We start from the raw sequence: 18429 nt of genomic DNA, 5'->3' as shown, positions 1-18429 counted from the left end.
CGCGGTGCGCGGCGGTGCCGACCGGGTTCCGCCTCCGGAGCCGTCCGCGGCTCCCACCGCGCTCGACCTGCTCCTCGACGCCTGGCGCGAGCGCCGCGGTGCTCGTTGTGCGCGCCGACCGGTCCCCGACGACGGGCCGGGGCGGTGGAGGTCGACCTCGTTCCCCTGCGCTCGGCGACGCGGCGGCACGGTGCGAGCGTCAACGACGCGCTCGTCGTCGCCGCCACGGGCGCGATGCGCGCGGTCCTCGCGGCGCGGGGCGAGGACGTCGAGCGCCTCGTGGTGTCGGTGCCCGTGTCGGGCCGCCCCGCGGCCGACGGCGACTCGCTCGGCAACCAGGTGGGCGTCATCCCGGTCGCGGCGCCGGTGCACGGATCGACCCAGGACCGGCTGGCGGCCGTCGCGGGTGCGACACGCGCAGGCCGGCGGGCGGGCCGCGGCGCGTCGGCCGCCGTCGTCGGCCCCGCCTTCCGCGCACTCGCGGCCGTCGGCGCGTTCCGCGCGGTCGTCGACCGGCAGCGCCTCGTCAACACGTTCCTGACGAACCTCGTCGGCCCGACGGACGTGCTGCACCTCGCGGGCGCCCGAGTCGAGGGCCTGCTCCCGCTCACCGTGACGGCCGGGAACGTCGGCGTCGCGTTCGCCGCGCTGTCCTACGCGGGGCGCCTCACGGTCGTCGCGATCACCGACCCCGGCGTGGTCCCCGAGCTGGACCTGCTCCTGCGCGCGCTCGACCGCGAGCTCGCGGCCGTCGCGGCCCTCCCCTGACGCGGCAGCGAGAGGGCCGCCGGACGGACCGCGGCGCTCAGCCCGCGAACGTCCCCCGCAGGTACTGCGCGGGCCACGGCGCGGGACCGTCGGGGGCGACGGGGACGCCGAGCTCGTGCGCCGCGCGGAGCGGCCACATCGGGTCCCGCAGCGCGGCGCGGCCCACCATGACGGCGTCCGCGTCGCCTGCGACGAGCACGGCCTCGGCCTCGGTGGCGTCCGTGAGCAGGCCTACGGCGGACACGGGCAGCCCGGTCACCTCGCCGACGTGCCTGGCCAGCGGCACCTGGTAGCCCGTGCCGACGGGGATGGTCGCGGGGACGAGACCGCCGCTCGACACGTCGACCAGGTCGACGCCGTCGAGCGACACCAGCGCCGCGGCGACGTCGTCGGGCGTGAGGCCGCCCTCGACCCAGTCGGTCGCGGAGACGCGCACGAGCACCGGCTTGTCCTCGGGCCAGGCCGCACGGACCGCCGCGACGACCTCGCGCAGCAAGCGGGCCCGGTTCTCGGGGGTCCCGCCGTACGCGTCGGCCCGGTGGTTCGACAGCGGGGAGAGGAACTGGTGCAGCAGGTAGCCGTGCGCGGCGTGCACCTCGACGGCGTCGAAGCCCGCGCGGTCGGCGCGCGCGGCCGCGTCGGCGAACGCCCGGACCACGTCCTGGACCTGCTCCGTCGTCATCGCGGTCGGCTCGGCGTAGCCCTCGAAGGCGACGGCCGACGGCGCGACGGTCGGCCAGCCGCCGTCCTCGGGCGGGACCGTCCCGCGGCGGGTGTCCCACGGCCGGTACGTCGAGGCCTTGCGCCCCGCGTGCGCGAGCTGCACCGCGACGGGCGCGCCCGCGGCGTGCACGACGTCGACGACGCGCGCCCAGGCGTGCTCCTGCTCGTCGGACCACAGGCCCGTGTCCTGGGGCGTGATCCGGCCCTCGGGGACGACGGCCGTGGCCTCGGTGAGCAGGAGCCCGAACCCGCCGTGCGCCCGCGCGGCGAGGTGGACGAGGTGCCAGTCGCCCGGCACGCCCTCGACCGCGGAGTACTGGCACATCGGCGCCAGCCACACGCGGTTGCGCACCGTCAGGCCGCGCAGCGCGAGCGGCCGGAACAGCGCGGGGACGGTGCTCCCGTCGGCGGTCGCGCTCCCGAGAGGGGCCCCGGCCGCGGCCGCGTTCGCATCGGTGGTGGTCGTGGTGGACGTCGAGGTGCTCACGGTCCCCCTCAACGACGAGGGCGGCGACGGCATTCCTGCCGCCGCCGCCGTCGCGGCCGTCACGAGAAGAGCGCCGACGCCTTGATCGCCGTCTGCAGGATCCCGTAGCCGAGGAGCGTGCCGACGACGCCCCACAGCGCCAGGGCGCCCGCCCGGAGCGCCGTCGGGCCGCCGACCGCGTCGACCGCGGGCGCGCCGGGCGCGGCCTCGCTCGTCGCGTCCGCGGCGGGAGCGGCCGTCGCGGGGGTCGTCACTGCAGCCATGTCAGGCCTCCTTCGCGGCGCCGACGAGCTCGCGCTCGGGCGTCGTGGTCGTGGGGACGGGCTCGTGGTGGCGTTCGCTGACCGGACGCACGAGCAGGTTGGCGACGAAGCCGACGACGAGCAGGCACGCCATGACCGTCATCGACGGGATGTACAGCTCGGCGCCCTCGAGGCCGGCCTCGCGCCGGCTGTCGACGATCGAGTTGACGATGACCGGACCCGCGACGCCGGCCGCGGACCACGCCGTCAGCAGGCGGCCGTGGATGGCGCCGACCTCGAGCTTGCCGAACAGGTCCTTGAGGTAGGCGGGGACGGTCGCGAAGCCGCCGCCGTAGAACGTCACGATGAAGAACGCGACGGTGACGAACAGCGCGGTCGCGGTGCTGCCCGCCAGCGCGAGCACCGTGTAGAGCGCGGCGCCGACGCCGAGGTACATGACGTACGTGTTCTTGCGGCCGATCTTGTCGGACAGGCTCGACCAGCCCAGGCGGCCGCTCATGTTCGCGAGCGCGAGGAGCCCGACGAAGCCCGTGGCCGAGGCCTCGGTGACGGTGTCGGGGAAGAAGTCGAGGATCATCGGCTTGGCGTCCTCGAGGATGCCGATGCCGGCCGTCACGTTGACGAAGAGCACGATCCAGAGCAGGTAGAACTGGGGCGTCCGGACAGCGTTGCGGACCCGGACGTCGGCGTGCGTCTGCATCGCGCTCTTCTTGACCGAGGGGGTCCAGCCCCCGGGCGCCCACCCGGGTGCGGGGAGCCGGATCACCGCGGCACCCGCGACCATGAGGACCGCGTAGATCGCGGCGAGCGTCAGCAGCGTCGGCACGAGCGCGTCGACGGGCTCGGCCGCGTAGCGGCCCAGGAGCCACTGCGTCAGGGGTGCGGCCACGAGCGCGCCACCGCCGAAGCCCATGATCGCCAGGCCCGTCGCGAGGCCCGGGCGGTCCGGGAACCACTTGATGAGCGTCGACACGGGCGAGATGTAGCCGATGCCCAGGCCCATGCCGCCGATCACGCCGTAGCCGAGGTAGACGAGCCACAGGTGGCCGAGGTGGACGCCGAGCGCCGCGACGAGGAAGCCCGTGACCCAGAAGGTCGCGGACAGCACCATGGCCTTGCGGGGCCCGTTGCGCTCCATCCACACGCCGCCGAACGCGGCGGACAGGCCGAGCATGACGATCGCGATCGAGAAGATGACGGCGATCGGCGTGCCGACGCCCGTCTCCGGGAAGAAGCGCTCGATGAGCGGCTCCTTGATGACGGAGAACGCGTAGACCTGCCCGATGGACAGGTGGACGGCGAGCGCGGCGGGGGGCACGAGCCACCGGTTGTACCCGGACGGCGCCACCGTGCGACGTCGGTCGAGCAGGTTCATGGAGGGTCCTTCCACGGTGAGCGGCCCAGGTGCGGCCGTGGTCGAACCATGGTGACGGCGGTCACGTGGCAGGTCGGGGGACCTTCGTCCGCCGGGGACCCGCGAGCGGCCACCGCGTCGCGGGTCTACGTTGGCGGCAGGGGTGGACGACCCCTGCCCCCGTCCGGACCCGCGCCGAGGGAGGTCCCGTGTCGACGTCGCCGCAGCCCGGCCACGCCGGGGTCCCGACCGGCAACCGCACCCGCCTTCGTGACCGGCGAGCGATCCGCGCTGCGGCACGCGCGTCGCTGCCCGAGGCGTCGCGGCCGCCCGGCTGGGGCCGCCGCCTGCTCGGGGCCCTCGTCGGGCTCGTGACGACACCGGTCGCCGTCGTGCTGACGGGCGTCGGCGCCGCGCGCCTGGCCGAGTCGGCCCCGGCGCGCGGCGGCGGGGACACGCTCGGCGTCGCGCTCCTCGTGCTCGGTGTCCTCGTGCTCGCGGCGGTCGCGGTGCTCGGCTCGTGGTCGTCGGCCGCGCCCGTGGTGGGCGGGCTCGTGTGGGGCGTCGTCGTCGGCGCGGCGGCCGTGGTGGCCCCCGCGCGCTTCTCGGAGGTGGTCGAGGAGCTCGGCGCCGCGGGTGCCCCGGCCGCGACCGAGCAGCTGGTGCGCAGCGCGACGGGTGGGCTCCTGCTCGTCGTCGGGGCGCTCCTGCTCGCGACCGGCACGGCGACGGCGATCGCACGGCGGGTCGGCCGCCGCTCGACCCTCGACGCCGCGGAGGCGGAGGCCACCGCAGGGCTCCCCGACGAGCGCACGGACGCGCGCGGAACCGGGACATAGGTCCCACGTCGAGGAATAGCATCGGCCCGGAACGCACCACCGCTGCTGCGACTGGAGGACCAGTGACGTCCCACGACACCGACGGCTCCACCCCGCTCGAGAACCTCATGACCGAGGACCGGCGCTTCCCGCCCGACCCCGACTTCGCCGCGCAGGCCAACGCCCACCCCGAGATCTACGCGTGGGCGTCCGCCGACCCGGAGGGGTTCTGGGCCGAGCAGGCGCGCGAGCGCCTCGCGTGGACGACCCCGTTCACCGAGGTGCTCGACTGGTCGGGCGCACCCGTCGCCCGGTGGTTCGCCGACGGACGGTTGAACGCGTGCCACAACGCGGTCGACCGGCACGTCGAGGCGGGGCACGGCGACCGCACCGCACTGGTGTTCGAGGGCGAGCCGGGCGACACGCGGACGATCACCTACGCGGACCTCCAGCGCGAGACGTCGCGCGCGGCGAACGCCCTCACCGAGCTGGGCGTCCGGACGGGCGACCGGGTCGCGATCTACCTGCCGATGATCCCCGAGGCCGTCGTCGCGATGCTCGCCTGCGCGCGCATCGGAGCCGTCCACTCGGTCGTGTTCGGTGGCTTCTCCGCCGAGGCGCTGCGCTCGCGCGTCGTCGACGCCGAGGCTGTCGCCGTCATCACGGCCGACGGCGGGTACCGGCGCGGCTCCGCGAGCGCGCTCAAGCCGGCCGTCGACGAGGCGCTCGCTCCCGAGGACCCGTCCGAGGCGCCGACGACCGTGCGGCACGTGCTCGTCGTGCGTCGCACCGGGCAGGACGTCGCGTGGACCGAGGGCCGTGACGTCTGGTGGCACGACGCGCTCGAGGCCGCGTCCGACGAGCACGAGCCCGTCGCCGTCGAGGCCGAGCACCCGCTGTTCATCCTCTACACGTCGGGGACGACCGGGAAGCCCAAGGGCATCTTCCACACCACGGGCGGCTACCTGACGCAGGCCGCCTTCACGCACGACGTGGTCTTCGACCACAAGCCCGGCCAGGACGTGTACTGGTGCACGGCCGACGTCGGCTGGGTCACCGGCCACTCGTACGTCGTGTACGGGCCGCTCGTGAACGGCGCGACCCAGGTGATCTACGAGGGCACGCCCGACACGCCGCACAAGGGTCGCTGGTGGGAGATCGTCCAGAAGCACCGCGTGAGCATCCTCTACACGGCGCCGACGGCGATCCGGACGTGCATGAAGTGGGGTGAGGACATCCCCGGGCAGTACGACCTGTCGAGCCTGCGCGTGCTCGGCAGCGTCGGCGAGCCGATCAACCCCGAGGCGTGGACCTGGTACCGCCGCGTCATCGGCGGCGACCGCACGCCCGTCGTCGACACGTGGTGGCAGACCGAGACCGGCACGATCATGATCTCGCCGCTGCCGGGCGTGACGACCGCCAAGCCGGGCTCGGCGCAGACGCCGCTGCCCGGCATCAGCGCCGAGGTCGTCGACGAGGAGGCGAACCCGGTGCCGAACGGCTCGGGCGGTTACCTCGTGCTGACGCGCCCGTGGCCGTCGATGCTGCGCGGCATCTGGGGCGACCACCAGCGCTTCGTCGACACCTACTGGTCGCGCTTCCGGGGCCTGTACTTCGCGGGTGACGGTGCCAAGAAGGACGACGACGGCGACATCTGGCTGCTCGGCCGGGTCGACGACGTCATGAACGTCTCGGGCCACCGCCTGTCGACGACGGAGATCGAGTCGGCCCTCGTCTCGCACCCGATGGTCGCCGAGGCCGCGGTGGTCGGGGCGAGCGACCCGACCACCGGCCAGGCGGTCGTTGCGTTCGTGATCCTGCGGTCGGACTACGTCGACCGCGTCGACGAGGTGGGCGAGGGCGCGGACGTCGCGGCGACCCTGCGCGCGCACGTCGCCAAGGAGATCGGACCGATCGCCAAGCCCCGCACGATCCTCGTCGTCAACGAGCTCCCGAAGACGCGGTCCGGCAAGATCATGCGCCGCCTGCTGCGTGACGTCGCCGAGCACCGGCCCGTGGGCGACGTGACGACCCTCGCGGACTCGTCCGTCATGGACCTGATCAGCGCGGGGCTCGACAAGCCTGCGAGCGCCGGCGACTGACGGCCCTCGGTCCGGCTCAGCGCAGCGGCGCTCGGTCGGCTCAGCGCAGGAGCGTCCGGACGTCGCCCGCCTCGGCCTCGAGGCGGGCGACGTCGCGCGGGTGCAGCCCCGCGTCCCGCACGGCGTCGAGGAGGAGGCCGACCTCGTCGACGACGACCGCCCGCACGCGTGGGTCACGCGCGGCCGTGCCCACGCGGCGTGCGAGGCGCAGACCAGCGCGGACCACCTGGGGGTGGGTCGGGCCGTACCACCGCACCGCCTGCAGGACCGACCGGACGAGCTCGACGGGTTCGGGGCGGGGTGCGTGCACGAGCGGTGTGCCCTCGTCGTCGAGCCGCAGGGGTGACGGCAGCCGGCGGTGCACGAGCAGCGCGAGTCCCGCGGCGAGGTCGTCGACCGCGTTCACCGCGGTGGTCGGGTCGTTCGTCGAGGGCGAGAGCGCACGGACCGCCATGTCGACGAGCTGCTGGACGACGAAGGCGACGTCCTGGACCGCGTTGCGCGCGTCGCCGACGTGCACGGCCCCACGCACTGCGGCGACCACGTCGTCCGCGTGCTCGCGGGCACCCGGGCCGGCCACGACGGCGAGCGGCTCCGACGGGAGGACATGGTCCCCCGGGCTGACCCGCAGCGCGACGAGCACGTCGCGCCGCCGTGCCACGCGAGCGACCTCGTCCTCCTCGACGAGCTCGACGTAACCGGGGCGGTCCGCCGTGACGACGAGGTCGGTCGCGGGGTCCGGGAGGCGCACCCGCGGCTCCTCGGGCACGTCGGCCGGGTCGGCCGCGAGGCTCTCGGGGTAGAGCGAGTCGACGACGTCGCACAGCGACTCGCGCACCCGCCCGGACAGCGTCCACACCTGGATCGAGTCGCTGATGTGGTGGATGAACCACACGAGGACCGCCACGTCGGCGACGGCGAGGAGCACCGCGACGTTGACGGCCAGGTGCGGGACGAAGACCTCGGCCTGCTGGTCACCGGGGTCACCGAGCACGCGGACCGAGCGCAGCACGAGCAGCGCGTACAGGAACGTGGCGGTGTAGGCCCCGAGCGCGGCCTGGTTGCCCCGGTCCGCCATGAAGTTCGGCACGAGGCGCGGCCCGTACGCGGACGACGTGAGCGCCAGCACGGCGATCGTGATGGAGAACGTCGTGCCGGCGACCGACAGGCTCGCGGTCGCGATCGCGCCCAGGACCTCGCGGCTGCCGCTCTCCCCCACCCGCAGCAGGACCGCGTCGGCCCACGGCGGGACGGCGCCTCCGGCCCGGTCCACCGCGACGAGACCCTCGGCCAGGAGCACCGCACCCGCGCACATGAGGGCGGGCAGGAACCAGAAGCGCTGCCTCAGACGCACCGGTGCTGCCATGCGGCGAGCGTGCCAGGAGGACCGCCGTCCGGCATCCGCACCCCGGGCGGCGTGCTCGCGGGCCGTGCCGGCCGCAGCCGCTGCGGGTGGTCGCGTGCCGTCGCGGGCGCCCGGTCCCGGTGGTACGCACGAGGGATGTGGTTCGACTCGTGGTCCGACCTCGTCCGTGTGCTCGCCGTCGGCGCCGCCGCGTACGCGACGCTCGTCGTGCTCCTGCGGGTGCTCGGCAAACGCACGCTCGCGAAGCTCAACGCGTTCGACCTCGTCGTCACGGTCGCGCTCGGCTCGACGCTCGCGACCATCCTGCTCAGCAGCGACGTCTCGTGGTCCGAGGGCGCGGTCGCGCTCGCCCTGCTCGGCGTCCTGCAGCTCGCGGTGTCGTGGACGACGGTGCACCTGCCCGGGGGACGCGGGGCGGTCACGGCCCGCCCGGTGGTCGTCCTGCGCGACGGGCGGCCCGTCGCGGACGCGATGCGGCGTGAGCGGCTCACCGAGGACGAGCTCCGCCAGGCCGTCCGGTCCTCGGGCCGTGGCGGGCTCGGCGACGTCGCCGCGGTCGTCCTCGAGGGCGACGGAACCCTGAGCGTCGTCCCGTCGTCGGCGCTCGGCGACGCGCGTGCGCTGCACGGCGTCGAGGGGTGGACGGGGCCGACGTCGTGACGGTGCTCGGGTGGCTCTCGACCGTCGCCGGGTTCGTCGTCGTCGTCCTGACGCTGCGCGACGTGTTCCACACGCTGTGGCACGCGTCGGGCGAGGGCCGCATCAGCCGTGGGCTCGCGCGGGTGCTGTGGGGCGCGACCGGCCGCCTGGGCACGCACGCCAGGGACGTCGCCGGGCCGCTCCTGCTCGTGTCCGTGGTCGCGTGCTGGGCGGTGCTCGTCGTCGTCGGCGGCGCGCTCGTCTACCTGCCCGCGATCGCGGCCGGCGGCTTCGCCTACTCCTCGAACCTCGACCCGGCGACGCGCAGCCCCGTCGTGGACGCGCTGTACGTGTCCACGGTGGGCGTGAGCACGCTCGGCTTCGGCGACCTCGTGCCGCGCGACGGGTGGCTGCGGCTGCTCGCGGGCGCGCAGGCGCTGCTGGGCTTCAGCCTCCTCACGGCGGGCGTCTCGTGGGTGCTCCAGGTCCAGGCCACGCTGGTGCGCCGCCGCACGACCGCACGGTTCCTGGTCGCGGTGTGGCGCACGCGCGCCGACGGCGCCCCGCCGCCCGGCGACGCCGTGCTCGCGCAGGCCACCGAGCGCCTCGCGAACGTGCACGTCGACCTCGGGCAGACCGCGCCCTCCTACTACTTCCGGGACCAGGACGCCGAGGCGTCCCTCGCGTGGGCCCTCCACGCCGCCGACGACCTCGCGAGCCGCGCGCGCGGCGCCGACGACGGCGCCCTGCGCGCCGGAGGCGCGGCGCTGGACCGCGTCGTCGACGAGCTCGCAGCGCTCCTGGACCGCCGGTTCGTGCGCACCGGCGGCGACGGCGCACCGGAGCGCGCCGACCTCGTGCGCCGGCTCGCCCGCGACCACGGGCACCCGGCGCCGGACGCGTGATGGGATGCAGGCGTGCTGATCGAGGTCGTGGACGAGCTCCCCCCGACGACGGCGGACGCCGTCCGGACCCTCGCGGACGTCGTGCGCCGGCACGACGGCGTCGAGGCCTTCGGCGAGCAGACGCTCCTGTGGCTCGCGCCGAGGTCACCCGTCGCGCACGTCGTCGCGAGCCTCGAGCGCGAGGCCGCCGGGGACGGCGCGCGCGAGGGCGTGCCGGTCGGCCCCGTCGGCTACGCGCAGGTCGACCTCGGCGGACCCGCGGACGCGCCCGCCTCGGCGGAGCTCGCCGTGCTCCCCGACGCGCGTCGCCGCGGGGTCGGGGGCGCGCTCCTGGACCGCGTGGGTCGTGTCGCCGCGGACGCCGGCCGTCCGGGCGCGCTCGTGTGGGCGCACGGCGACCTCCCGGCCGCGCGTGCCCTCGCGACGTCCGCGGGCCTGACGGTGCAGCGCGAGCTCCTGCGCATGGCGGTCGCGCTCCACGACGCCCCGCCCGCACCCGAGCGCGACGACGTCGTCGTCCGGCCGTTCGTCGTCGGGGCGGACGAGGACGCGTGGGTCACGCTCAACGCACGCGCATTCGTCGACCACCCCGAGCAGGGTCGACTCACGCGCGCCGACGTCGAGGCGCGCGAGCGCGAGCCGTGGTTCCGCGCCGACGACCTGCTGCTCGCCGAGCGCGACGGCCGGCTGGTCGCGTCGGCGTGGACCAAGGTCGAGCCGGGCACGACGACGGGTGAGCTCTACGCGCTCGCCGTCGACCCGGCCGAGCAGGGCACGGGCCTCGGGCGGTTCATGACCTCGCACGTCCTCGCGCACCTGGCCGGACGCGGGATGGCGCACGCCGACCTCTTCGTCGAGGGCGGTCACGCCGCCGCGCGCGCGACCTACGAACGGGCCGGCTTCCGGACCGTCCGGGCGGACGTGCAGTACGGCGCCGACCGGTCGTGACGGGTCGTGAGCACGGCTCCCCTCCGCGCCGCGGGGATGCGACGATGACACGCATGACTGCGCAGTCCCAGGCCACGCCGCCCGCGCCCGACCCCCGGGCCGACGGTGCCGCCGCCGAGGCGGCCGAGGAGCTCGTCAGCACGCCGGCGCCCGCGCCGGGCACCGACGGCACCGACGGCACCGAGGACGCCGAGGGCGCCGGCCGCGCCGACCGCTCGTCGTCGGACGCCGACGACGACGCGTCCGCCCAGGCCGAGGACCCGCTGCCCGAGCACCGCTTCGCCGACCGCGAGCTGTCCTGGCTCGCGTTCAACGAGCGCGTGCTCGAGCTCGCCGAGGACACGTCGCTGCCGCTCCTGGAGCGCGCGCGCTACCTCGCGATCTTCGCGTCGAACCTCGACGAGTTCTTCATGGTCCGCGTCGCGGGCCTCAAGCGCCGCATCGCGACGGGGATGGCCGTGACGGCCGCGTCCGGGCTGAGCCCGCGTCAGGTCCTCGAGGCGATCGACGCGCGCGCCCAGGAGCTCATGATCCGGCACTCGCAGGTGTTCAGCGAGAAGGTGCAGCCGGCGCTCGCGGCCGAGGGCATCACGCTCGTCCACTGGGACGACCTGGGCTCCGACGAGCAGGACCGCCTCCACAAGTTCTTCCGCAAGCAGATCTTCCCGGTGCTCACGCCGCTCGCCGTCGACCCGGCGCACCCGTTCCCGTACATCTCGGGGCTGTCCCTCAACCTCGCCGTCGTCGTCGTCAACCCCGCGACCGGCAAGGAGCACTTCGCGCGCGTCAAGGTCCCGCCGCTGCTCCCGCGGTTCATCGCGGTCGACGCCGCCGGCCGGCCGAGCGCGCCGAGCACCCAGACGGCCGACCCGGAGCGCGGGCCGACGTCGTTCGTGCCGCTCGAGGACGTCATCGCCGTCCACCTCTCCGCGCTGTTCCCGGGCATGGAGGTGCGCGAGCACCACACCTTCCGCGTCACCCGGAACGAGGACGTGGAGGTCGAGGAGGACGACGCCGAGAACATCCTCCAGGCGATGGAGAAGGAGCTCCTGCGCCGCCGGTTCGGACCGCCCGTCCGCCTCGAGATCGCGGAGGACATCGCGCCGCGCGTGCGCGAGCTCATCGTGCGCGAGCTGGGCGTGGACGAGTCCGAGGTGTACGAGCTGCCCGCACCGCTCGACCTCACGGGCCTCAACCTCATCGCGGACCTCGACCGCCCGGACCTGCGCTTCCGGCGGTTCGTGGGCGGGACGCACCGGCACCTCGCCGAGGTCGAGTCCGCGACGCCGACCGACATCTTCGCCGCGATCCGCCGCCGCGACGTGCTCCTGCACCACCCGTACGACTCGTTCGCGACGTCGGTCCAGACCTTCCTCGCGCAGGCCGCGGCGGACCCGCACGTGCTCGCGATCAAGCAGACGCTCTACCGGACCTCGGGCGACTCCCCGATCGTCGACGCGCTCATCGACGCCGCCGAGGCGGGCAAGCAGGTGCTCGCCCTGGTCGAGATCAAGGCGCGCTTCGACGAGCAGGCGAACATCACGTGGGCCCGCAAGCTCGAGCAGGCCGGCGTCCACGTGGTCTACGGCATCGTCGGGCTCAAGACGCACTGCAAGCTGTCGCTCGTCGTCCGCCAGGAGTCCGACGGTCTGCGCCGGTACTGCCACGTCGGCACCGGCAACTACAACCCCAAGACCGCGCGGATCTACGAGGACCTGGGCCTGCTCACGTGCGACCCGGAGGTGGGGCAGGACCTCACGCGCCTGTTCAACCAGCTCTCGGGCTACGCGCCCAAGTCGCGCTTCCACCGCCTGCTCGTCGCGCCCCGGTCGGTGCGGTCGGGCCTGGTCGAGCGCATCGAGCGCGAACGGGAGAACCACCTCGCCGGGCTCCCCGCCTGGATCCGGATCAAGGTGAACTCGGTGGTCGACGAGGAGACGATCGACGCGCTGTACCGGGCGTCGCGCGTCGGCGTCCCGGTCGATCTCGTGGTGCGCGGGATCTGCGCGGTGCGCCCCGGCGTCCCGGGCCTGAGCGAGACGATCCGCGTGCGGTCGATCCTCGGCCGGTTCCTCGAGCACGCGCGGGTGTTCGCGTTCGCGAACGGGGGTGACGAGCCCGAGGTGTTCATCGGCTCCGCCGACCTCATGCACCGCAACCTGGACCGCCGCGTCGAGACCCTCGTCCGGATCGGCGACCAGGGGCACGTCGCGGAGCTGCTCGGTCTGCTGGACCTGTCGATGGACGAGTCGACGGCGACGTGGCACCTGGGTCCGGACGACACGTGGACGCGCCACCACCGCACGGCGGACGGCGAGCCGCTGCACGACCTCCAGGAGCTGCTCATCGCCCGACGCCGGCGCCGGCCGGCCGGCGCACGCTGAGGCCCGTCGGTGACGGCGAGCACCGAGGACCGTCCGGGGACAGTCCAGGCGGCGGGTGCGCTCGTGTGGCGCGAGCGGGACGGGCGGATCGAGCTGCCGCTGGTCCACCGGCCCCGGTACCAGGACTGGTCCTGGCCCAAGGGCAAGCTCGACCCCGGTGAGCTGCTGCCGACGGCGGCGGTGCGCGAGGTGTGCGAGGAGATCGGCGAGGCCGTCGTCCTCGGCGTCGCGCTCCCGTCCATCGCGTACCGGACGTCCGACGGCAAGGGCAAGCGCGTCCACTACTGGGCGGCGCGGCTCACCGGGCCCGACGACGGCGCGGCGCTGTCCGTGCGCGGGTCCGTGTCCCCCGCGCCGGAGAGCGAGATCGACGAGGTCCTGTGGGTCACGCCCACGGCGGCCGCCGACCTGCTGACCCGGCGCGCCGACCGGCTCCCGCTCGAGCGCCTCATGTGGCTGCGCGAGCGCGACCGGCTCGCGACGAACGCCGTCGTCGTGGCACGCCACGGTCGCGCGCAACGACGGTCGGCGTGGAAGGGCGGCGAGGAGACCCGGCCGCTGACCGGGCAGGGGCGCACGCAGGCCGCAGCGATGGTCCCCGTCCTGTCGGCGTTCGGCGTTGGAGAGGTGGTCTCGAGCCCCTGGGAGCGGTGCCTGCGGACCGTCACCCCGTACGCCGAGCGCACAGGGCTGCCCGTGCGGACGGTCGACGCGCTCACCGAGGCGGCGTTCAAGGAGGACCCCGCCAAGGCGGCGGCCGTGGTGGACGACCTCCTGCAGAACCCGCGCGGCGTCGTCGTCTCGACCCACCGGCCCGTGCTGCAGTCGGTGGTCGACACGGTCAACGAGGCGACGCGCCGCTGGACCTTCGGGAGCCTGCCCACCAAGGACCCGTGGCTCAAGACAGGCGAGATGCTCGTGTGCCACGTGAGCGACGGCGCGAGCCCGCGCGTGGTCGCGGTCGAGCGGCACCGGGGCGCCGCGGGCGGCTGACGGCGGCGGGTCGGGTCGGGTCGGGTCGGGTCGGGTCGGGTCGGGTCGGGTCAGCCGATGAGCGCGTCGAGCACCACGAAGACGAGCGCGCCGACGCCCGCCGCCGCGGGGATCGTGAGGACCCACGCGATCGCGATGTTGCCCGCGACGCCCCACCGGACGGCCGAGAGCCGCTTGGTCGAGCCGACGCCCATGATCGCCGAGGTGATCGTCTGCGTCGTCGAGATGGGCGCCTGGAACGCGAACGCCGTCGTGTAGAGGACGCTCGCCGCGACTGTCTCGGCGACGAACCCGCGCGCGGGGTCCAGCTCGATCACGCGCCGACCGAGCGTCCGCATGATGCGCCAGCCGCCCGCGTAGGTGCCCGCCGAGATCGCGAGCGCGGCCGAGATCTTGACCCACAGCGGGATCTCGCTCGTCGCCTGGAACCCGCCTGCGACGAGCGCGAGGACGATGACACCCATCGTCTTCTGCGCGTCCTGGAGCCCGTGGCCGAGGGCCATCGCGGCGGCCGAGACCGTCTGGGCGTGCCGGAAGCGGCGGGTGACCTTGTGCGGGTTCGCGTTCCGGAACACCCACAGCAGCGCGATCATGAGCGCGAACGCGAGGCCGAAGCCGACGAGCGGCGAGAACACCATCGGGATGACCACCTTGTCGAGGATGACGTCCCAGTGCACCGTGATGCCGCCCGCGATCCCGACGCCCGTGAGCCCGCCGATGAGGGCGTGCGACGACGACGACGGCATGCCGAACCACCACGTGATGAGGTTCCACACGATCGCGCCGACGACCGCCGCGAGCACCATGATCAGACCCGTGTGCGCGGGGCGCTCGCCGACGTCGATGATCCCCGAGCCGATGGTCTGCGCGACGCCGGTGCCGAGCAGCGCGCCGACCATGTTGAAGACCGCCGCCATGATGAGCGCGGCGCGCGGCGTGAGCGCGCGGGTCGACACGGACGTCGCGATCGCGTTCGCCGCGTCGTGGAAGCCGTTGGTGTAGTCGAACCCGAGCGCGAAGACGACGACGAGGACGACGAGGACGATCTCCACGTCGGTCAGGACTCCTTGAGCGCGACGGTCTCGACGTGGTTCGCGAGGCCCTCGAACGCGTCGGCCGCGTCCTCGAGCGCGGTGACGACCTCCTTGAGCTTCATGATCTCGACGGCGTCGGTGCCGTTGTGGAACAGGTCGGCGATGAGGCGGCGGTACAGCCGGTCGGCCTCGTTCTCGAGCCGGTTGATCTCGACCCAGTACTCCGGCAGGTCCTTCATCGACCGCAGCCGCGGCATCGCGTCGGCCGTGAGCGCCGCGCACTGCCGCAGGACCTCGACCTGGTCGCGGACCAGCTCGGGCAACGCCCCGATCCGGTACAGCACGATGAGGTCCGCGGCCTCCTCCATGTGGTCCATGCAGTCGTCGAGGCCCGATGCGAGCGCGTAGAGGTCGTCGCGGTCGAAGGGCGTCACGAAGGTCGTGTTCAGCTTGCGGAGGAACGCGTGGGTCGACTCGTCGGCGGCGTGCTCGGCGTCGCGCAGCGCGGCCGCGAGCTCGGGGCGCCGGACCGGGTCCGCCTCGACGACCTGCCCGAGCAGGTCGGCCCCGGTGACGAGCTGCGAGGCGGTCGTGGTCAGCAGGTCGAAGAACGACTCGTTGCGAGGCGACAGGCGCAGGCGCACAGCAGGCTCCGGGGGTGCTGGAGGTGGGAGGCCCCCGGCTCGGGGGCCGCAGGACAGGCTAGGGGCAGAACCGTCACCCCGCGTAGGCCCTCCGTTGTCACGGTCGTCACCTCGCGTTCACCCGCCAGGCCGTGGCGACCGCCCCCGCACGCACGAGCACCCCCGGTCGTCGTGACCGGGGGTGCTCGTGGGGGATGTGACGCCGGACCGGGAGCGCCTGTCGGCGCGAAGGCCGCTCGAAGCGGCTTTGTGTGGAGCCCGGGGCTACCGCGGCCCGACGCCTCCACCACTGTACGGGCCCGTCGTCGGACGCACAGGTCCGGGTCGGGTGAGAAGGCTCACCGGGCTGTCGGGAATGCTGTCGGGAACGCGGTGCGCCCGCTCAGTCGAGGACACCAGTACGCCACAGCCGGGCGGCGTCCTCGAGCTCCTCGGCGGTGCGGACCAGGCCGGAGGCGCCGTGCGTGATGCGGCGCGCGAGGTCGCCGTCGCGGTCGTCCACGAGGTCGGCGTCCAGCGCGGACCCGGTCGACAGGACGCGGCAGAACGCGGCGGCGCGCTCGAGCGCGACGGCGAGGTCCGCGGAGAAGACCCCGGACAGCACCGCGTCGACCACGCGGGACACGTCCTGCGGACCGGGCGGGCTCGCGACGCCCGCGACGACGTCGTGGACCTGGGCGCGCGCGACGCCGAGCCGGTAGCGCTCGGCGACCGTGTGGGGGTCGCGGCGCACCCACTCGCGCAGGACGTACAGGCGCCAGAGCGCCCCCGGGAGCGTGTTCGACGGGCTGTCCGCCCACAGGCCCGCGACCGTGTCCAGGCCCTCGGTCTCCACGAGCCGCACGAGGCGGTCGACCATGTCCGGGTCCTCGGCGGCGCGACCCTGGTGGACGAGGATGCCGGCCGTGGTGTGGGCGACCTCCTGGCGCAGCGCGGGGTCCAGGTCGCCGGGGATCTCCTCGGCGGCCCGCGGGTCGAGCATCGCGGGGCGCCGGGGACGACGAGGGCGGTCCTCCATCAGGCCCCGCTCCCGGTGCCCCCCGCCGGCCCGCCCGCCGCGCCGTCCTCGGCCTCGAACGTGAGCGACACGGAGTTCATGCAGTACCGGTCCCCCGTCGGGGTCTGGGGAGCGTCGTCGAACACGTGGCCGAGGTGCGACCCGCACCGCGCGCAGCGCACCTCGGTGCGGACCATGCCGAGGCTGCGGTCCTCGACCAGCTCGACCGCGTCGCCCTCGGTGGGCTGGTAGAAGCTCGGCCAGCCGCAGTGCGAGTCGAACTTGGTCTCGGCCGTGAAGAGCACGTTGCCGCACGCGCGGCAGCGGTACGTTCCGACACGCTTCTCCTCGAGCAGCTCGCCCGTCCAGGGGCGTTCCGTGCCCGCCTGGCGCAGCACGGCGTACTCCTCGGGCGAGAGCTGCTCGCGCCACTGCTCCTCGGACCTGGTCACCTCGTACGCCATGGGGGCCTCCGGCTCGCGTCAGGGTTTCACGGACAGTGCGGACAGTGCATGGGTGCCGGACCGCGAACGGTCCGCGGTCCGACACTACGTCCGCGTCCCGACACCCGCCGCAACCGGTCCGGGACCCGACCCATCCACCCGCCCTCCGGCTCCGAACCCCTGGTGACACACCACCGAGAACGAGGAGCCATCATGCGCACCACGCACCACCGCACGGGCCGCCGCCGGGCCACGACCGCCGCCGTCGCCGCCGTCACCGCGGCGCTCGCGCTGACGTCGTGCTCGACGGGCGCCGAGCCGGCCGACGAGCCGGCCGCCGCGCAGGAGGACACCTCCATGCAGGACGACATGGACGTGGCCGAGGAGGACATGGCGACGACCCTCATGCCCGCGGGCACGGGTGACCCCTTCGTCGACGCGCGCACCGCGGCGGCGCACATGCCGACCACGGCGCTCACGCTCGCGACCGGCCTGGCCGCGGCGACGGGGACCGAGGGCGACGTCGACAGCGCGGCGGCCGACCTGCGCGCGACGCTCACGGCGCTGCTCCAGGAGCACGTCTACCTCGCGGGCACGGCCGTCGCGACGGCGTACGCGACCGCGCCGGACTCGCCCGAGTTCGAGGCCGCGGCCGCCGCGCTCGACGCCAACTCGGTCGAGCTGGCCGACGCGGTCGGCTCGCTCGCGGGCGCCGAGCAGGGCGAGGCGTTCCTCGCGCTGTGGCGCCAGCACATCGGCTTCTTCGTCGACTACGCGGTCGCCCGTGCGGGCGACGACCAAGCCGGTGCCGACGCCGCCGTCATGAGCCTCCAGGGCTACACGGCCGAGGCCGGGCAGTTCTTCGAGCAGGTCAGCGGCGGGGCACTGCCCGCCGCGGCGATCTCGGAGTCGCTCGGCATGCACGTGACCACGCTGACCGAGGCGATCGACGCGCTCGCCGCAGGTGACCCGGCCGCGTACGCCGAGCTCCAGGAGGCCGCGGCGCACGTCGGGATGGCCGCGGGCACGCTCGCGGGCGGGTTCGACACCGCGCTCGACCTCGAGGGCGACCCGACCGACCCGGCGTCGGAGCTCCGCTCGGGCCTGACCCAGCTGCTCCAGGAGCACGTCTACCTGGCCGGCATCGCGGTGTTCACGGCCTACACGACCGAGGGCGCGACCGGCTCCGACGCGTTCGGTGCGGCCGCGGCCGAGCTCGACGAGAACTCCGTCGCGCTGTCCGAGGCCGTGACGTCGCTCGCGGGCGAGGAGAACGGCGCCGCGTTCCTCGAGCTGTGGCGCGAGCACATCGGCTACTTCGTCGAGTACGCCGAGGCGGCCGCCGCGGACGACGCCGAGGGCATGGAGGCCGCGCTCGTCGAGCTCGACGGCTACCGCCCGCGCGCCGGCGCGTTCTTCGAGGAGGTCAGCGGCGGCGAGCTGCCCGCCGACGCCGTCGCCGAGGGCCTGACCATGCACGTCGAGACGCTCGCGGGCGCGATCGACAGCATGAAGGCGGCCCTCGTCGGCTGACGCGACCGGGCGGGGTCCCCGGTCGGTC

General features: G+C 74.6%; 17 protein-coding genes. 9 read left to right on the top strand and 8 right to left on the bottom strand.

Translation table 11 applies throughout. The features are described from left to right. Positions 1–144 precede the first annotated feature (144 nt). Positions 145–768, top strand: a complete 624-nt coding sequence (locus IEV86_RS17880) for a WS/DGAT domain-containing protein (protein ID WP_229734555.1) — start codon at positions 145–147, stop codon at positions 766–768. Positions 769–805: 37 nt separating this feature from the next. On the opposite strand, the gene IEV86_RS08440 is transcribed toward IEV86_RS17880, so the two are convergent. The 3 genes from IEV86_RS08440 to IEV86_RS08430 all read right to left on the bottom strand — a co-directional run bounded on the left by IEV86_RS08440 (position 806) and on the right by IEV86_RS08430 (position 3616). Continuing rightward, complete coding sequence (locus IEV86_RS08440; RefSeq protein ID WP_043604697.1) at positions 806–1876, bottom strand: NADH:flavin oxidoreductase/NADH oxidase; 1071 nt, start codon at positions 1874–1876, stop codon at positions 806–808. A gap of 161 nt (positions 1877–2037) precedes the next feature. Continuing rightward, positions 2038–2241 (bottom strand): MFS transporter small subunit, encoded by a 204-nt coding sequence (locus tag IEV86_RS08435; protein WP_152605601.1) that lies wholly within the window; start codon positions 2239–2241, stop codon positions 2038–2040. 1 nt (position 2242) lies between these two features. Continuing rightward, positions 2243–3616 (bottom strand): L-lactate MFS transporter, encoded by a 1374-nt coding sequence (locus IEV86_RS08430; protein WP_043604646.1) that lies wholly within the window; start codon positions 3614–3616, stop codon positions 2243–2245. 188 nt (positions 3617–3804) lie between these two features. Between IEV86_RS08430 and IEV86_RS08425 the strand changes: the two genes are divergently transcribed. After that, entirely contained in the window at positions 3805–4434 is a 630-nt protein-coding gene (locus IEV86_RS08425) for a hypothetical protein (RefSeq protein WP_052426051.1), read from the top strand. Positions 4435–4541: 107 nt separating this feature from the next. Beyond that, positions 4542–6515, top strand: a complete 1974-nt coding sequence (gene acs, locus IEV86_RS08420) for an acetate--CoA ligase (RefSeq protein WP_052426056.1) — start codon at positions 4542–4544, stop codon at positions 6513–6515. A gap of 40 nt (positions 6516–6555) precedes the next feature. Here acs and IEV86_RS08415 read toward each other — a convergent pair whose 3' ends face one another. Next, complete coding sequence (locus IEV86_RS08415; RefSeq protein ID WP_052426050.1) at positions 6556–7881, bottom strand: DUF2254 domain-containing protein; 1326 nt, start codon at positions 7879–7881, stop codon at positions 6556–6558. A gap of 135 nt (positions 7882–8016) precedes the next feature. Here IEV86_RS08415 and IEV86_RS08410 point away from each other — a divergent pair, with 135 nt between their 5' ends. From IEV86_RS08410 to IEV86_RS08390, 5 genes are read left to right on the top strand one after another with little or no spacing between them, the layout of a single operon-like run. Beyond that, on the top strand, positions 8017–8541 hold the full coding sequence (locus IEV86_RS08410) for a DUF421 domain-containing protein (RefSeq protein ID WP_043604689.1): 525 nt from the start codon (positions 8017–8019) through the stop codon (positions 8539–8541). Next, positions 8520–9425: a potassium channel family protein gene (locus IEV86_RS08405; protein WP_052426049.1), complete on the top strand. Its 906-nt coding sequence runs from the start codon at positions 8520–8522 to the stop codon at positions 9423–9425. The genes IEV86_RS08410 and IEV86_RS08405 overlap by 22 nt, the downstream gene beginning before the upstream one ends. 12 nt (positions 9426–9437) lie before the next feature. Continuing rightward, complete coding sequence (gene mshD, locus IEV86_RS08400; protein ID WP_043604640.1) at positions 9438–10373, top strand: mycothiol synthase; 936 nt, start codon at positions 9438–9440, stop codon at positions 10371–10373. 53 nt (positions 10374–10426) lie between these two features. Then, complete coding sequence (locus tag IEV86_RS08395; protein ID WP_081978610.1) at positions 10427–12757, top strand: RNA degradosome polyphosphate kinase; 2331 nt, start codon at positions 10427–10429, stop codon at positions 12755–12757. Between the two features lie 9 nt (positions 12758–12766). After that, the gene (locus IEV86_RS08390) at positions 12767–13750 is read left to right on the top strand and encodes an NUDIX hydrolase (protein WP_043604638.1); all 984 of its coding nucleotides are present in this window, start codon (positions 12767–12769) and stop codon (positions 13748–13750) included. A gap of 50 nt (positions 13751–13800) precedes the next feature. Here the strand turns inward: IEV86_RS08390 and IEV86_RS08385 are convergent, their stop codons facing one another. From IEV86_RS08385 to msrB, 4 genes are all read right to left on the bottom strand, one after another. Continuing rightward, the gene (locus IEV86_RS08385; RefSeq protein WP_043604636.1) at positions 13801–14802 is read right to left on the bottom strand and encodes an inorganic phosphate transporter; all 1002 of its coding nucleotides are present in this window, start codon (positions 14800–14802) and stop codon (positions 13801–13803) included. A gap of 5 nt (positions 14803–14807) precedes the next feature. Then, positions 14808–15428 (bottom strand): DUF47 domain-containing protein, encoded by a 621-nt coding sequence (locus IEV86_RS08380; RefSeq protein WP_043604634.1) that lies wholly within the window; start codon positions 15426–15428, stop codon positions 14808–14810. A gap of 382 nt (positions 15429–15810) precedes the next feature. Continuing rightward, on the bottom strand, positions 15811–16446 hold the full coding sequence (locus tag IEV86_RS08375) for a hypothetical protein (protein WP_229734554.1): 636 nt from the start codon (positions 16444–16446) through the stop codon (positions 15811–15813). Then, the gene (gene msrB / locus IEV86_RS08370) at positions 16446–16889 is read right to left on the bottom strand and encodes a peptide-methionine (R)-S-oxide reductase MsrB (protein WP_052426048.1); all 444 of its coding nucleotides are present in this window, start codon (positions 16887–16889) and stop codon (positions 16446–16448) included. The genes IEV86_RS08375 and msrB overlap by 1 nt, the downstream gene beginning before the upstream one ends. A 192-nt stretch (positions 16890–17081) precedes the next feature. Here msrB and IEV86_RS08365 point away from each other — a divergent pair, with 192 nt between their 5' ends. Further along, the gene (locus IEV86_RS08365; protein WP_052426047.1) at positions 17082–18401 is read left to right on the top strand and encodes a hypothetical protein; all 1320 of its coding nucleotides are present in this window, start codon (positions 17082–17084) and stop codon (positions 18399–18401) included. Positions 18402–18429: the final 28 nt, after the last annotated feature.

Origin of the sequence: Cellulomonas carbonis (genome assembly GCF_014636275.1) — a bacterium.
GTDB lineage: Bacteria > Actinomycetota > Actinomycetes > Actinomycetales > Cellulomonadaceae > Actinotalea > Actinotalea carbonis.
The sequence above is the reverse complement of the archived record's forward strand: the minus strand, read 5'-3'. Positions and strand labels throughout refer to the sequence as shown.

Excerpts from the sequence above, each read along its gene's own strand:
- IEV86_RS08435 (WP_152605601.1), bottom strand. The coding sequence starts at position 2,241 with ATGGCTGCAGTGACGACCCCCGCGACGGCCGCTCCCGCCGCGGACGCG.
- IEV86_RS08430 (WP_043604646.1), bottom strand. The coding sequence starts at position 3,616 with ATGAACCTGCTCGACCGACGTCGCACGGTGGCGCCGTCCGGGTACAAC.
- acs (WP_052426056.1), top strand. The coding sequence starts at position 4,542 with ATGACCGAGGACCGGCGCTTCCCGCCCGACCCCGACTTCGCCGCGCAG.
- IEV86_RS08415 (WP_052426050.1), bottom strand. The coding sequence starts at position 7,881 with ATGGCAGCACCGGTGCGTCTGAGGCAGCGCTTCTGGTTCCTGCCCGCC.
- IEV86_RS08410 (WP_043604689.1), top strand. The coding sequence starts at position 8,017 with ATGTGGTTCGACTCGTGGTCCGACCTCGTCCGTGTGCTCGCCGTCGGC.
- IEV86_RS08395 (WP_081978610.1), top strand. The coding sequence starts at position 10,427 with ATGACTGCGCAGTCCCAGGCCACGCCGCCCGCGCCCGACCCCCGGGCC.
- IEV86_RS08375 (WP_229734554.1), bottom strand. The coding sequence starts at position 16,446 with ATGGAGGACCGCCCTCGTCGTCCCCGGCGCCCCGCGATGCTCGACCCG.
- msrB (WP_052426048.1), bottom strand. The coding sequence starts at position 16,889 with ATGGCGTACGAGGTGACCAGGTCCGAGGAGCAGTGGCGCGAGCAGCTC.
- IEV86_RS08365 (WP_052426047.1), top strand. The coding sequence starts at position 17,082 with ATGCGCACCACGCACCACCGCACGGGCCGCCGCCGGGCCACGACCGCC.